The sequence below is a fragment of the Streptomyces sp. NPDC051987 genome (assembly GCF_040680735.1).
In the GTDB taxonomy this organism is placed as follows: domain Bacteria; phylum Actinomycetota; class Actinomycetes; order Streptomycetales; family Streptomycetaceae; genus Streptomyces.
Genome location: NZ_JBFAXI010000013.1, coordinates 34402 through 48117 on the forward strand (window position 1 = coordinate 34402; position 13716 = coordinate 48117).

The 13716-nt window shown below is 71.5% G+C and carries 13 protein-coding genes and 1 pseudogene; 5 read left to right on the top strand and 9 right to left on the bottom strand.

The window, feature by feature from the left end; genetic code table 11:
- Positions 1 to 30: 30 nt before the first annotated feature.
- The 4 genes from AB0M11_RS10165 to AB0M11_RS10180 form a co-directional block, all read right to left on the bottom strand.
- Entirely contained in the window at positions 31 to 660 is a 630-nt protein-coding gene (locus tag AB0M11_RS10165; protein WP_365703408.1) for a hypothetical protein, read from the bottom strand.
- A gap of 85 nt (positions 661 to 745) precedes the next feature.
- Positions 746 to 1156, bottom strand: a complete 411-nt coding sequence (locus tag AB0M11_RS10170) for a RidA family protein (protein ID WP_365703410.1) — start codon at positions 1154 to 1156, stop codon at positions 746 to 748.
- On the bottom strand, positions 1153 to 1920 hold the full coding sequence (locus AB0M11_RS10175) for an IclR family transcriptional regulator (protein ID WP_365703412.1): 768 nt from the start codon (positions 1918 to 1920) through the stop codon (positions 1153 to 1155). The genes AB0M11_RS10170 and AB0M11_RS10175 overlap by 4 nt, the downstream gene beginning before the upstream one ends.
- Positions 1917 to 3143: a sugar kinase gene (locus AB0M11_RS10180; protein ID WP_365703414.1), complete on the bottom strand. Its 1227-nt coding sequence runs from the start codon at positions 3141 to 3143 to the stop codon at positions 1917 to 1919. The genes AB0M11_RS10175 and AB0M11_RS10180 overlap by 4 nt, the downstream gene beginning before the upstream one ends.
- A 60-nt stretch (positions 3144 to 3203) precedes the next feature.
- Here AB0M11_RS10180 and AB0M11_RS10185 point away from each other — a divergent pair, with 60 nt between their 5' ends.
- Positions 3204 to 4526 (top strand): amino acid deaminase, encoded by a 1323-nt coding sequence (locus AB0M11_RS10185; protein WP_365703416.1) that lies wholly within the window; start codon positions 3204 to 3206, stop codon positions 4524 to 4526.
- Between the two features lie 8 nt (positions 4527 to 4534).
- Complete coding sequence (locus AB0M11_RS10190; RefSeq protein ID WP_365703418.1) at positions 4535 to 6151, top strand: D-aminoacylase; 1617 nt, start codon at positions 4535 to 4537, stop codon at positions 6149 to 6151.
- Positions 6152 to 6244: 93 nt separating this feature from the next.
- Here AB0M11_RS10190 and AB0M11_RS10195 read toward each other — a convergent pair whose 3' ends face one another.
- Together AB0M11_RS10195 and AB0M11_RS10200 are read right to left on the bottom strand one after the other, a co-directional pair.
- The gene (locus AB0M11_RS10195) at positions 6245 to 7078 is read right to left on the bottom strand and encodes a serine protease (RefSeq protein WP_365703420.1); all 834 of its coding nucleotides are present in this window, start codon (positions 7076 to 7078) and stop codon (positions 6245 to 6247) included.
- A 303-nt stretch (positions 7079 to 7381) separates the two neighbouring features.
- Positions 7382 to 8023 (bottom strand): hypothetical protein, encoded by a 642-nt coding sequence (locus tag AB0M11_RS10200; RefSeq protein WP_365703422.1) that lies wholly within the window; start codon positions 8021 to 8023, stop codon positions 7382 to 7384.
- Between the two features lie 158 nt (positions 8024 to 8181).
- Here AB0M11_RS10200 and AB0M11_RS10205 point away from each other — a divergent pair, with 158 nt between their 5' ends.
- The 3 genes from AB0M11_RS10205 to AB0M11_RS10215 all read left to right on the top strand — a co-directional run bounded on the left by AB0M11_RS10205 (position 8182) and on the right by AB0M11_RS10215 (position 11444).
- Positions 8182 to 9393: a pyridoxal phosphate-dependent aminotransferase gene (locus tag AB0M11_RS10205; protein WP_365703424.1), complete on the top strand. Its 1212-nt coding sequence runs from the start codon at positions 8182 to 8184 to the stop codon at positions 9391 to 9393.
- A gap of 93 nt (positions 9394 to 9486) precedes the next feature.
- On the top strand, positions 9487 to 9885 hold the full coding sequence (locus AB0M11_RS10210) for a hypothetical protein (protein WP_365703426.1): 399 nt from the start codon (positions 9487 to 9489) through the stop codon (positions 9883 to 9885).
- Positions 9886 to 10169: 284 nt separating this feature from the next.
- Positions 10170 to 11444, top strand: coding sequence for a glycosyltransferase (locus tag AB0M11_RS10215; RefSeq protein WP_365703429.1), 1275 nt, complete (start codon positions 10170 to 10172; stop codon positions 11442 to 11444).
- 162 nt (positions 11445 to 11606) lie between these two features.
- On the opposite strand, the gene AB0M11_RS10220 is transcribed toward AB0M11_RS10215, so the two are convergent.
- The 3 genes and pseudogenes from AB0M11_RS10220 to AB0M11_RS10230 all read right to left on the bottom strand — a co-directional run bounded on the left by AB0M11_RS10220 (position 11607) and on the right by AB0M11_RS10230 (position 13636).
- The gene (locus AB0M11_RS10220; protein ID WP_365703431.1) at positions 11607 to 11828 is read right to left on the bottom strand and encodes a hypothetical protein; all 222 of its coding nucleotides are present in this window, start codon (positions 11826 to 11828) and stop codon (positions 11607 to 11609) included.
- Positions 11825 to 12127 carry a hypothetical protein gene (locus AB0M11_RS10225; RefSeq protein ID WP_365703433.1) on the bottom strand — a complete coding sequence of 101 codons (303 nt, stop codon included), beginning with the start codon at positions 12125 to 12127 and terminating at the stop codon, positions 11825 to 11827. The genes AB0M11_RS10220 and AB0M11_RS10225 overlap by 4 nt, the downstream gene beginning before the upstream one ends.
- 653 nt (positions 12128 to 12780) lie before the next feature.
- Positions 12781 to 13636, bottom strand: a pseudogene (locus AB0M11_RS10230) (sugar phosphate nucleotidyltransferase).
- Between the last annotated feature and the right edge of the window lie 80 nt (positions 13637 to 13716).

Consider the following 13716-nt stretch of genomic DNA (forward strand, 5'->3'; position numbering starts at 1 on the left):
CGGAGCGGCTCGATCGCGAACGGGACCGGACTACTTGACGTCGAGGCTCTCGCTCTTTTCCTTGCCCTTGCCCTTGTCCGTGCCGCTGTCCTCGGCCTCGACCTCCGACGCCGACTCCGCTTCCGGGGCGTCCGCTGTCTCTGTCCCGCCGTCGTCGAAGTACGCGTCGAGGACCGCGTCCAACTGCTCCTCCCACTCCTTGAAGCGGGAGCGGGACGTCGCCTCGATCTCGATCGGGTACCAGCGGCGGTCCGGCGTGTGGACGGTGATCGTGAAACGCTTGCCGAAGCGCGGGACCTCGGTCTCGATCGCGCCGATCTCGTCCCAGCGGAACTCGCAGTTCTCCTCGTCGAGGCTGAGGCGCACGCCCTGGTGGTCGGCGACTATCCGGGCGCGCCGGTCGGCGGCCTCGAAGGCGGGACCCTCGGGGGTCTCCTCGTCGTCCGCCGCACCGTCGGCGGCCTCGGGCTCAGGCTCGGCGCCCGCGGCCTCTGCCTCGATCTCGGCCACCGGTTCCGCCGCCGCCCTGAGGTCCTCGGCCTCCTCGGGCCGGGCGTCCTGCGGCTGCGCGGACGTGGGTGAGGTGAGCCCGGGGATGAAGGCCGGGTCGAATCCGGCGCCCTCCAGGGGCTGGCTGTTGGCTCCTATGCGCTGCTCCACAGCGGGCAGTATGGTCCAAGAACCTGTGCCGGACACAGCCAGCCCCGACTTCGTTATCAGACACCTACACGAGTGGGTGCCGGCGTCAGCCGAGGACGGCGAGCGCGTCGATCTCGATGAGCAGGTCCGCGGGGAGACCGACGTACACGGTCGTGCGGGCGGCGGGCGGGGCGGTGAGGCCCTGCCCCTCGAAGTAGGCGTTGTAGATGCCGTTCATCTCGGCGAAGTGGTCCACGTCCGTCAGGTAGACGCGGATCATCATGACGTCGTCCCAGGAGGCGCCGCCCTCCGCCAGGACCGCCTTGACGTTGGCGAGGGTCTGGAGGGTCTGCTCGCGCAGCGTGGGGCCGGCCGGCGTCGGGGGCCTGCCCTCCTCGGCCGGCAGGAAGCCGACCTGGCCGGCGACCTGGAGGATGTTGCCCTTGCGGACGCCGTGCGAGAACGCCGCGGGCGGGGTGGTGTGGGTCGAGGGGGTGAGCGCGATCTTCTCGGTCATCTGGTGCCGGCTTCCGTGATCGGTGTTCTGCCTGAGTACTCGCCGCTGATCGCGTCCGCCGTACGGCGCACCTGCGGGAGCAGGGTGAGGAGTTCGTCGGCGGTGACGACGACGTTGGGTGCGGAGACCGACATCGCGGCGACGACGCGCCCGTCGGCGCCGCGGATCGGTGCGGCCACGCAGTTGATGGACTCCTCGTGGCCGCCGAGGTCGGTGGCCCAGCCCTGTTCGCGCACCTTGGCCAGTTCCTTCAGGAACGCCTGTGCGTTCGGCGTCGAACGGGCCGTGTACGCGGGGTAGTCGAGCTTGTCCGCGAGGGCCCGCCGCTCGGGCTCGGGCAGGTCGGCGAGGAGCAGCTTGGCCACGGCGGCGACGGTGAGGGCGACGGGCTTGCCGATCCGCGAGTACATGCGCACCGGGTAGCGGCTCTCGACCTTGTCGATGTAGAGGACCTCGCCCTCCTCGAACACGGCGAGGTGCACGGTGTGGCCGCAGGCCGCGTTGAGGCGGGCCAGGTGGGGGTGGGCGATCTCGCGGACGTCGAGGTTCTCCATCGCCTCCTGGGCGAGGGCGAAGAGGCGGGCGCCGAGGCGGTAGCGCTGGTCGGACTGGCGGTAGACGAGCCCGTGTTCGTGGAGGGTGCGTAGCAGCCGCAGCGCGGTCGACTTGTGCACGCCGAGGCGGTCGGCGACCTGGCCGAGGTCCGCGGGGCCCTCGGCGAGCAGGGGCAGGATGCTGAGCGCGCGGTCGACGGTCTGGCTCATGGGGTGGGTGCCTCCTCTTCGGCCGCGTCGGCCTGCGTCCAGCCGGGGCCGAGTCGAAGTCTCCCCCACTCGGCGGGGTCGAGGGCGGTCAGACGGTCGGTGGTGTCGCGGTCGGGGGGCAGGGCGAGGTCGGCGGGGGTGGTGAGCGCGGCGGCGGCGAAGAGGTGGCCGAGCCTGAGCGTCTGCCTGACCGGCAGGCCGCGGAGGACGCCGGACAGGAACCCGGCGGCGAAGGCGTCACCGGCGCCGACGGTCGCCACGACGTCGACGGCGGGAGCGGGTTCGAAAGTCCCGTCGGGCCGCGGGGTGGGCACGCTCACCGGCGCCGCCGGGCCCTGCGCGCCCTGCGTGTCCGCCGCGTCGGGTGCGGCGGGCGGGCGGGGAGAGTCGGGTGCGGCGGAGGGGTTCGTGAGGGGCGCGGGGAACTGCGCGGCCGGCCCCCGCCGGGCCGCGGCCGCAGCGAAAGCCGTCGCCCCCGCTGCCCCCTGTTTCACCACCAGCACCTCCGGCTCCGGCAGGAGCGCTCGGATCGCCGACGGTCCCCCCGTCACCCCCCACACCTGCTCCGCCTCGTCCTCGCCGACGAAGACGATGTCGGCCCGGCGCGCCAGCTCCAGCAGCACCTGGGCCCCGCCGGAGCCGCCCCACAGCCTGGGACGGTAGTTCACGTCGAACGACACCACCGGCCGGCCGCCCCCGGCGGGAGCCGTCAGCTCGCGCAGCAGCGCCAGGCAGCCCTCCGACAACGCGGCCGTGATGCCCGACAGATGCAGGATCCGGCCGCCGCGCACCGCCGCCACGTCCACCGTCGCCGTCGACATCGCGGACGCCGCCGATCCCGCCCGGTAGTAGGCGACCTCGTGCGCGTCCGTCGCGCGGTCCCCGTCCGTACGGAAGTAGACCCCCGTCGGCCGCGCCGGATCCCGGCCCACGGAGGAGACGTCCACGCCGTAGGAGGCGACGGTCTCCAGCAGGTGGTCGCCGAACCCGTCCGCCCCGACCCGGCTGACCCACCGCACGGCGTGCCCGGCGGCGGCCAGCGCGCAGGCCACGTTGGACTCCGCGCCGCCGATCGCTCGGTCGAAGGACGGCACGTCCGCGAGCCGCCCCGGCCGGGTGGGCAGGAACGTCACCATGGACTCGCCGAGAGCGACGACCTCGACGGCGTCAACGCTGTCCGTGGCGTTCACGATGGTGGTGGCTCCTCGTCGTCCCGGGGGCATCGCCGGCTCCATTGACCCGGCGTTGGCGTGGATGTTAGACAGCGGTAAGCGATATACGCAATGGATGTTGCACAGAATGCAACAGACCTGATCAGGGGAGGCCCTGTGTCACTCGACACCGGCACCGAAGCGCTCGCCCAGCTCGCGGAGGAACGCGTCGACCACCGTTTCAAGGGCCTCCCCCCGGACGCCGAAGGCCTCACCGTCGGCGGACTGGCCGCCCAGCGCCGCAACCTCTTCGAGGACGGCTTCACGACCCCGGTGCTGGCCCTCTCCGCCGAGCGCCTGGAGCACAATCTCGCGCTGATGGAGTCGTACACGCAGCGGCACGGCCTCGCCTTCGCCCCGCACGGCAAGACCTCCATGGCCCCGCAGCTGTTCCGGCGGCAGACCGAGCGCGGGGCGTGGGGCATCACCCTGGCCGTACCGCACCAGGTGCGGGTGGCGCGGGCGTTCGGCACCCGGCGGATCTTCCTCGCCAACGAGCTCGTGGACGCCCCGGCGCTTCGCTGGGTCGCCGCCGAGCTGGAGCGCGACGCGGACTTCCGGTTCGTCTGCTACGTCGACTCCGTGCGCGGGGTCGAGCTGATGGACGCGGCACTGCGCGGGACCGCCCGCCCCGTGGAAGTGGTGATCGAGCTCGCCGCCGGGGAGGGCGCCCGTACCGGTGTCCGCACGGAGGCGGAGTGCGCGGCGGTCGCCGACGCCGTGGCCGGGACGGGGACGCTGCGCCTGGTGGGGGTCGCCGGGTACGAGGGCGAGGTCCCGCAGGCCGACCCGGACGGGGTGGGCGCCTATCTGCGTCGACTGGTCGCCGTGGCCGTCGAGTTCGACAAGGCGGGCCGGTTCGCGGGCCTGCCGGAGATCGTGGTGAGCGCCGGCGGCAGCGCCTGGTTCGACGCGGTCGCCGACGTCTTCGCCGGGATCCCCGAACTCTCCCTCCCGGTACTGAAGTTGCTCCGCTCCGGCGCGTACGTCTCGCACGACGACGGCCGCTACCGGGCGGTCACCCCCTTCAACCGGGTCCCCGAGGAGGGCGCGCTGGAGGCCGCCTTCCGGCTCTGGGCGCAGATCGTCTCCCGCCCCTCCCCCGAGCAGGCCTTCGCCAACGCGGGCAAGCGGGACGCGGCCTACGACCTCGACCTCCCCGTCGCCCAGGTGGTCCGCCGGGCGGGCACCGAGCGACCGGCGACCGGCGTCTCGGTCACCGGCCTGTCCGACCAGCACGCCTGGCTGCGCACCGGTCCCGAGGCGGACCTGGAGGTCGGGGACTGGATCGGCCTCGGCCTGTCCCACCCGTGCACGTCGTTCGACAAGTGGCAGCTGATCCCGGTCGCCGAGGCGGACGGGACGGTCGTCGACTACATCCGCACGTTCTTCTAGGAGGGACCGTGGAGCAGCTCGTCATCCGGGACGCGGACGTCGTCGACGGCAGCGGGGAACCCTCCTACCGCGCCGACGTGGTGATCGACGGCGGCCGGATCGTGTCGATCGTCAAGGAGGCCGCGGCGGCGGGCTGCCAGCGCCCGCGCGCGATGCGCGAGCTGGACGCGGAGGGTCTGGCCCTCGCCCCCGGCTTCATCGACATGCACGCGCACAGCGACCTGGCCCTGCTCCGCGACCCCGACCACAGCGCCAAGGCCGCGCAGGGGGTGACCCTGGAGGTGCTGGGCCAGGACGGTCTGTCGTACGCCCCGGTGGACGACCGCACGCTGGCGGAGGTCCGCCGGGCGATCGCCGGCTGGAACGGCTCAGGCGACGACGTCGACTTCGACTGGCGGTCGGTGGGCGAGTACCTGGACCGCCTCGACCGCGGCATCGCCGTCAACGCGGCCTACCTCGTCCCCCAGGGCACGGTCCGCGCGCTCGCCGTCGGCTGGGAGGACCGGGCGGCGGCCCCGGCGGAGCTGGACCACATGCGCCGACTGGTGGCCGAGGGCATGGCCCAGGGGGCGGTCGGCCTGTCCTCCGGCCTCACCTACACCCCCGGCATGTACGCGTCGGACGCCGAACTGACCGAGCTGTGCCGGGTGGTGGCGGAGTACGGCGGCTACTACTGCCCGCACCACCGCTCGTACGGGGCCGGCGCCCTGGAGGCGTACGCGGAGATGGTGGCCCTGGCCCGGGAGGCGGACTGCCCGCTCCATCTGGCCCACGCCACCATGAACTTCGGCGTGAACGAGGGCCGGGCCCCCGACCTGCTGGCGCTCCTCGACGAGGCCCTCGCCGCCGGCGCCGACATCACCCTCGACAGCTACCCCTACACCCCCGGCAGCACGACCCTCGCGGCGCTGCTGCCGGGCTGGGCGAGCGAGGGCGGCCCGACGGCGGCCCTCGCCCGCCTCGCGGACGACGAGACGGCCGACCGGATCCGCCACCACCTGGAGACCGTCGGCTCCGACGGCTGCCACGGGGTGCCCGTCGAGTGGGACACGATCGAGGTCTCGGGCGTGGGCGACCCCGCGCTGGCGGAGTTCACCGGCCGTACGGTCCGGGAGTCGGCGGCCGCCCGCGGGGAGTCCCCGTGGGCGACGGCCCGCCGGCTCCTGCTCACCGACCGCCTGGCCACCACGGTCCTCCAGCACGTCGGCCACGAGGAGAACGTCCGCGCGATCATGCGGCACCGGGTCCACACGGGCGGCTCGGACGGCATCCTCCAGGGCGCGAGACCCCACCCCCGCGCCCACGGCACCTTCCCGCACTACCTCGGCCACTATGTACGGGAGCTGGGCGTGCTCTCCCTGGAGGAGTGCGTCGCCCACCTCACCGCCCGCCCCGCGGCCCGGCTGCGTCTGCCGGACCGCGGCCTGATCCGCGAGGGCTACCGCGCCGACGTCGTCCTCTTCGACCCACGGACGGTCGCGGCAGGCTCGACGTTCGAGCACCCCCGCCGACTGCCCACGGGCATCCCGCACGTCCTGATCGACGGCCGCTTCGTGATCGAGGACGGCCGGAGAACGGACGAACTGGCTGGACGCTCAATCCGGCGTACACCCCAACTCACCTAGGGGCGCGAGGCTGTGTTTGATGTGCGGCTGCCGCCGCGTGGGCGCGACCAGCCCCCACGGCGCCGCACCCGAAGACGAAACGCCCACCACCCCCTACGGCTTGGGCAAGGTGCAACCACTCGCACTCAGGTTCAGCACGTTCCCCGTCGTGAAGCACGCCGGAATGAGGTACGTCTCCTCCGCGTAGTTGATCCCCTGCCGCACCGTGACGTTCCCGTTCGCGTCCACCTCGCACGGGTTGTCGACGGTGCACCGCTCCCCGTCCTCGTTGCCCGTGTTGTTGACGGCGACGACCTGGCCGGTGCTGGTGTCGATCACCGGCGATCCCGAGGTCCCCCCGATCGTGTTGCACGCGGAGGTGTAGCGGACCGAGTCCTTCCAGGTCCAGTCGCCCTCCTTGAGCCGGTACACGAACCCGTCGATGCTGCAGCTGTAGATCGTCTTCCAGTAGCCGGAGACGACCTTGATGGCGGTGCCGGCCACGGGGTGGGTGGCGCTGACGGTGAGCGGGCTGATGCCGTAGGAGCTCTTGATCGCTGCGTACGTCGTGGTGGTGCGGTAGATCGTGATGTCGGTGTCGGTCATCGTCGAGTAGACGACCTGGTTGGCGCGGAGCGTGGCGACCTTGGTGCCGGAGGAGTTCAGCAGGCCGAAGGTGCGGCTGGAGGACTGGCCGGTGATGACCTCGCCGGGGTCCGGGAAGCCGGTCTCCAGGCAGTGGCCGTTGGTGAGGACCAGGGCGGGGTCGGTGTCCGCGGAGTTCGGGAAGCGGATGACCGAGCCGGAGCAGTTGCTGAGCGAGACGGTGCCCGCGAAGTTGACGGTCACCGCCGCGGCCTTGGCCGTCTGCGGCGCGGCGACCGCCGGTGCCGCACCCATCCCGGTGATGGCCAGGGAGGCGAGCGCGGCGACGAGAGGCTTGTTCATGTGGGGTCCCCTCTATACGACGAGGTGACCGGAGATCTTCCGGCCACCCGTTTGTCATGCACATTTTCATGACAACGCGTCGCGAGGGCAAGGAGTCGTTTCCGGACGCCACGGTGGCGCGATCCCGCACCACTGTCCCGCTGCGGGCGACGAAGAGGGAGAAGAGACAGAAGAGACAGAAGAGGAGGAGGACCCGCTCCGGGACGGCCGCCGCCACGGGCGCCCCGCACGCGACGGGAACGAGGACGCCCGGCACGCGCCGCCCGCGAGGGTCAGGGTCTCGCTCCCCGGCCGACCGCCCCGTCAGTGGAGCCGGCCGCCTCCGCCCCTGCCGTGCCCCCAGCCGTGTCCCGTGCCAGGGGGAGTCGGCGTCGCGGGCGTGGTGGTGGTCGGCGAGGGTGCCGTGCTCGTCCCGCGGGTCGCGGGGGCGCTCGGCGAGACACCGGTCGCCGCGCCCGCCGACACCGCGGGCCCGACCGACGGCGACACCGCGGCCGGTGCGGCCGGCGCGGCGGATGTCGGCGAGGAGGCGGCGGACGGGGCGTGCGGGCTCCGATCAGGAGCCGTCGCGGCCGACGACTCGCCCGCCGCCTGCTTCGTCCGGTCCCGACCGGCCGGTGTGCCCTCGCTCGACGGCACGGACGAGGAGGAGAAGGGCAGCCCGGCGATCAGCGCGAGCGCGGAGGCGGCGCCCACCGCGCCCACCGCGACCACCGCATACTTCCCGCGCCGGCCCCGGTCGCCGCGGGCGGCGCGCCGCCGGTCCGCCCGGCCCGGCCCCGGCGCGGCGGGGACGAGCCGGGGCAGCTCGCGCGTCTCGTCGTACGCGTTGAGCCAGCCGTGCGCGGCCGCCGGGTCCCGGTACCCCTCGTAGGCGGGGGCCGGTTCCCCCTCGGGTCGGTAGATGCTCGGCGCCCCGGTCTCGTCCTCGTCTCGTCTCGGCATGGACGCGGATTGTAGGGAGGGGAGAGCCTTTTGAGACAGCTACCGGCGATAACAGGCCAAATCGGCGGCCCCACCTCGGGCTCACCTGTCCCCCACACGTGTCTCAGGTGGTGGAAAACACGACCCGGTGGGCGTTACCGCACCGTAAGCTCACCGACATGCAGGTGATCCAGTCGACCAAGCTCGCCAACGTCTGTTACGAGATCCGGGGCCCGGTTCTTGAGGAGGCGATGCGGCTTGAGGCGGCGGGGCACCGCATCCTCAAGCTCAACACCGGAAACCCGGCCGCCTTCGGCTTCGAGTGCCCGCCGGAGATCCTGGAGGACATCCTCCGCAACGTCTCCACGGCACACGGCTACGGCGACGCGAAGGGGCTGCTGGCCGCCCGGCGCGCGGTCGTCATGCACAACCAGACGATCGGCATCGAGACCGACGTCGAGCACGTCTTCATCGGCAACGGCGTCTCCGAGCTGATCGTGATGGCGATGCAGGGGCTGCTCGACGACGGCGACGAGGTGCTCGTACCGGCGCCGGACTACCCGCTGTGGACCGCCGCCGTCTCGCTCGCCGGCGGTACGGCCGTGCACTACCGCTGCGACGAGCAGGCGGACTGGATGCCCGACCTCGCCGACATCGAGCGCAAGGTCTCCGACCGCACCAAGGCGATCGTCATCATCAACCCGAACAACCCGACGGGCGCGGTGTACGACGAGGCGATGCTGCGCGGGCTGACCGACATCGCCCGCCGCCACAACCTGCTCGTCTGCTCGGACGAGATCTACGACAAGATCCTCTACGACGGCGCCACGCACACGCCGACCGCCGCGGTCGCCCCGGATCTGCTGACGCTCACCTTCAACGGCATGTCGAAGGCGTACCGGGTGGCCGGCTACCGGGTCGGCTGGATGTCCATCTCCGGGCCCCGGGCGCACGCCGACTCCTACATCGAGGGCCTGACGATCCTCGCCAACATGCGGCTGTGCGCGAACATGCCCGGTCAGCACGGTGTGGTGGCCGCGCTCAGCGGGCGCCAGACGATCAACGACCTCGTCCTGCCGGGCGGGCGGCTGAAGGAGCAGGTGGATCTCGCCTACGACCTGCTCACCCAGATCCCGGGCGTGAGCTGTGTCCGGCCCAAGGGCGCGCTGTACCTCTTCCCGCGGCTCGACCCGCAGGTCTTCAAGATCAAGGACGACCGGCAGATGGTCCTGGACCTGCTACGGCAGGAGAAGATCATGGTCGTCCAGGGCAGCGGCTTCAACTGGCCGGAGCCGGACCACTTCCGGGTGGTGACCCTGCCGACGGTCGGGGACCTGCGGGACGCGATCACCCGGATCGGGCGGTTCCTGGACGGGTACGGCCAGCCGTAGGCGACGGCCGGACCACCGTCCGTGACCCGGGTCAACTTTAGACGAAATCTAAGCTAGGATGGCTTCCTGCCAGAACACTGGAGGCCATCTCCCATGTACGAACCGATCCGCACCAAGTCGGTGCACAGCACGATGGCCGGCCCGCCTTCCGGCTTCCCCCACCGGACGCGCGAGGAGGAGCTGGACATCCAGCTCGCCGGGCACCTCGCGGCACTGCTCGCCGTCACCGACGAGCTGCGGGCGCTCACGCCGTCCACCGACCTCGACGCGGCCGCCACCCGGCTGGCCGAGCAGGTGGCCCGGCTGCGCGGCGGACACGCACCGGTCCGCGCGGCCCTGACGGCGGCCCAGGACCCGGCCGCGCTCCACGAGCGCGCGCACGCGCTGGCGGGCCGCGCCCTGGTGGTCGCGGCGTCCCGGGCGGACACCGCGGCGGCGATCCTCGCGGCGGAACGCATGGACGCGCACGCCGCTCTCACCACGGCGGGCTGACCCGCTCCTCGAACGGCCCCGGTCCGCGCGCTCCCGCAGCGACGCGCGGACCGGGTTGCCACCGGTCCACGACGGCGCCACCTCCCCGGCGTCCCGGCACCGCCCCTCCCACGCGGCATTCGGGTGGTCTGCACACCACAACCGCCTGCCGAACAACGTCGGCGCCCGCTGTCACTCGTAGCGTCTGGGGAAGTGACGGTGGTTCGGCTCCGGCCCCGTCGGCACGTCCACGGTCTTCTCGGCGCCGGCCTCCCAAAAGCGTTCCAGCGAACAGGGAGCAGCAGATGACGTCGACGGCGACCCCGAGATTCTCCGTCTTCACCCCCAGCCACCAGGCCCGCTTCCTCGACGAGTGCCTCGCGACCCTGCAGGCGCAGACCTGTCCGGACTGGGAGTGGATCGTCCTGCTCAACAACGGCGCCCGGTGGCGACCGGCGCACCCGGACGACCGGGTCCGGGTGGAGATCGCGGACGACGCCGTGGGTGTCGGAGCGGCCAAGCGCCGGGCCTGTGAACTGGCCCGCGGTGAGTTCCTCGTCGAACTCGACCACGACGACCTGCTGGCAAAGGCATGCCTGGCCGAACTCGGCACGGCTTTCGACGAGCATCCCGAGGCCGTCCTGGTCTACAGCAACACCGCGCAGATCACCGCGGACGGGAAGCGGGACGACAGTCGCTTCAACGAGGCGCACGGCTGGCATTACGAGGAGGTGCGGGTCGACGGCCGCAAACTGCTCCAGGTCAGGTCGATGGCCCCGACCCCGCACAACGTCTCGTACATCTGGTACGCGCCGAACCACGTCAGGGCCTTCCGCAGGGACGCCTACGACAAGGCCGGGGGGTACGACGCCACCCGTACCGTCCTGGACGACCAGGACCTCATGTGTCGTCTGTTCCACGTGGGTGACTTCCACCACATCCCCCGCTGCCTCTACCTCCAGCGGATGCACCCCGCGAACACCCAGCGCGACCCGGAGATCAACGCGCACATCCAGCGCGAGACCGTCGCCCTGTACGACAAGTACATCGAGGCCAACGCCCTGGCCTGGACCTACCGCAGAGGCCTGATCGCACTGGACCTCGGCGCGGCCCGCCGCAAGCCACCAGGCTACGTGGGTGTGGACAAGCAGCCAGGTGAGGGGGTCGACATCGTGGCGACTCTGCCGGACCGGCTGGACCTGCCCGACGACTCCGTCGGCCTGGTGCGCGCGGTGAACTTCCTTGAGCACGTGCCCGCGAAGGTGCCGCTGATCAACGAGCTGTACCGGCTGCTGGCACCCGGCGGCATGCTTCTCACCACGACGCCCAGCACCGACGGCCGCGGCGCGTACCAGGACCCGAGTCACGTCGCGTACTACAACGAGAACTCGTTCTGGTACTACACCGACGACCAGTACCGCACGTTCGTACCCGACCTCGAGGCGAGATTCCAGAGTTCGCGGCTGGCCACCCTCTTCCCGTCCGAGTGGCACAGCGAGAAGAACATCTCCTACGTGATCGCCAACCTCATCGCGACGAAGGACGGCGCGGCGCGCTGCGGCGGCCCGCTGCTGGTCTAAGGGCCCACCGCGTCGGACGCATGGCCACGGGGGCTCCCCCCGCCTTCGGCCGGGGGAGCCCCCGTGGGTCCGTGCGCCGTGGGTCTCGGCGCACGGGGGACTGTTTCGGGGCGGATCGCGGAGGGCGCTCCGGGCCGATGCCCCGGCACCCTCCCGCGGGGGTTACGGTGTCGCGTCCGCGCAGACCACGAAGGAAACGATCGTCTGGCCGGTGGTGGCGGTGGCGGTCCACTGGGTAGGCGGCGTACCGCCCCCGGGGAAGCTCTCGGACGCGGCCGCGTTGCCGGCGGCGACGAATCCGCCGCCGGTGGCAAAGTCACCGGCGTCGCAGGTCGCGGTCACTGCGCCGGTGCCGGCGTTGGTCCTGACGTAGGTGGCACTCACGGAACCCTGAGCACCCTGAGCTCCTTGCGCACCCTGAGCACCTTGCGCACCCTGGGCGCCTTGTGCACCCTGAGCACCTTGCGCACCCTGAGCACCTTGCGCACCCTGAGCACCCTGGGCGCCTTGTGCACCCTGAGCACCTTGCGCACCCTGAGCACCTTGCGCACCCTGAGCACCCTGAGCTCCTTGAGCACCCTGAGCACCCGCGCCCTGAGCGCCCTGCGCACCCTGAGCACCTTGCGCACCCTGAGCGCCCTGGGCACCCTGAGCACCTTGCGGGCCCTGAGCGCCCTGGGCACCCTGAGCACCTTGCGGGCCCTGCGGGCCCTGCGGGCCCTGGTGACCCTGCGGGCCCTGGTAGCCCTGCGGGCCCTGGGGACCGTAGTCACCCGCTCCGTGCACCTGCGCCGTACCTTCGTTGCCGGCCCTGCGGATCGCGTCCGCGATGGCCGCCCTGGACACATCGTGCGTGCCCAGCTGCTTCAGGACGATGCCGGCGTCGGGCCTGTGCGACGCGTCAGCGACCGCCATGGCGCTCGGGGCGACGCCGAGTGCCACCGATGCCGCGCCGACCGACACCAGGGTGGCGGACTTCAGGCGCGCTGTTCGACTCGTTCTACGACTCAAGGTAATTCTCCCGGCCGATTGGGAGGGGACATGGCAGCGGGCGCACAACCGCGCATTCGAGCCGACCGCTTGCCATCTGCCCTCAACAGATGAAACCAACGGCTACTCTTACGAAAGAATGACTAGCGGTCGACTCGAGCCATTTTGAGAATCACCCGACTGACGGAATATTCTCCGATTTTTAGGCCTTTACGGTTGGCCCTGTCATCCGTTTCGCCGTCCCCCCGATGAATCGACGGCTTCCTCGCCGGAGAGTAACCGGACGAGCCGTCGGGTCCGACGATCACCGGGTCGGGCCGGGCGCCGCGGGAAGCCCCCGGCGTGCTCACTTCCGCGCGCGGGACGGTCCGGCGGCTTCATACCGGCACTCCGGGGTTCCTGGGAGCGTGCCGACGGGCCGGGAGTCCTCCAGCAGCCCCAGCAGATAGCAGCCGTACCCGCTCGCGAGCAGCGGCTGAGCCAGTTCCCCCAGGCGGTCGTCGTCGATCAGGCCGGCCCGCCAGACCGCCTCCTCGACGCAGCCGACCTTGCAACCCTGTCGCTCCTCGATCACCCGGACGAACTCGGCGGCCTGGACCATGGCGGTGAACGTTCCGGTGCCGAGCCATGCGGTGCCCCGGTCGAGCCGGGTGACGTGCAGCTCTCCGGCCTCCAGATAGGCGCGGTTGAGATCGGTGATCTCCAACTCACCCCGGACGCTGGGCTTCAGGGTGCCCGCGATGTCCACCGCGCGGTTGTCGTAGAAGTACAGTCCCGGCACGGCGTAACGGGACCTGGGACGCGTCGGCTTCTCCTCGATGGAGACCGCACGGCCCCGCTCGTCGAACTCCACCACGCCGTAGGCGGAGGGATTCGCCACCTGATACGCGAACACCCTGGCGCCCTGCACATCGCCGCCGTGGGCAAGTCGCGTGCCGAGGCCGCTCCCGTGGAAGATGTTGTCGCCCAGAATCAGCGCGACGGGCCGGTCACCGATGAAGCCGGCACCCAGCACCAGAGCGTGCGCAATTCCCTGCGGGCGTAGTGACGATCAGAATCTCGCGGACACCGGCCATCACCAGTGCGGAAAGCGGGTAATAGAGCATCGGCTTGTCGAACACCGGCAGCAACTGCTTCGACACCGAGCGGGTCAGCGGCCGCAGTCGCGAACCGGTGCCTCCGGCCAGAAGAATTCCGCGCAGGACAGAACCCTAAGGGCTGTCCCGTGATCCCCGGTGGAGCAGCACTCGGCGTCAGGTGCGGTACATCGCAAGGCGGAAAG

Excerpts from the sequence above, each read along its gene's own strand:
- AB0M11_RS10170 (WP_365703410.1), bottom strand. The coding sequence starts at position 1,156 with ATGACCGAGAAGATCGCGCTCACCCCCTCGACCCACACCACCCCGCCC.
- AB0M11_RS10175 (WP_365703412.1), bottom strand. The coding sequence starts at position 1,920 with ATGAGCCAGACCGTCGACCGCGCGCTCAGCATCCTGCCCCTGCTCGCC.
- AB0M11_RS10180 (WP_365703414.1), bottom strand. The coding sequence starts at position 3,143 with ATGCCCCCGGGACGACGAGGAGCCACCACCATCGTGAACGCCACGGAC.
- AB0M11_RS10185 (WP_365703416.1), top strand. The coding sequence starts at position 3,204 with ATGGATGTTGCACAGAATGCAACAGACCTGATCAGGGGAGGCCCTGTG.
- AB0M11_RS10195 (WP_365703420.1), bottom strand. The coding sequence starts at position 7,078 with ATGAACAAGCCTCTCGTCGCCGCGCTCGCCTCCCTGGCCATCACCGGG.
- AB0M11_RS10200 (WP_365703422.1), bottom strand. The coding sequence starts at position 8,023 with ATGCCGAGACGAGACGAGGACGAGACCGGGGCGCCGAGCATCTACCGA.
- AB0M11_RS10205 (WP_365703424.1), top strand. The coding sequence starts at position 8,182 with ATGCAGGTGATCCAGTCGACCAAGCTCGCCAACGTCTGTTACGAGATC.
- AB0M11_RS10210 (WP_365703426.1), top strand. The coding sequence starts at position 9,487 with ATGTACGAACCGATCCGCACCAAGTCGGTGCACAGCACGATGGCCGGC.
- AB0M11_RS10215 (WP_365703429.1), top strand. The coding sequence starts at position 10,170 with ATGACGTCGACGGCGACCCCGAGATTCTCCGTCTTCACCCCCAGCCAC.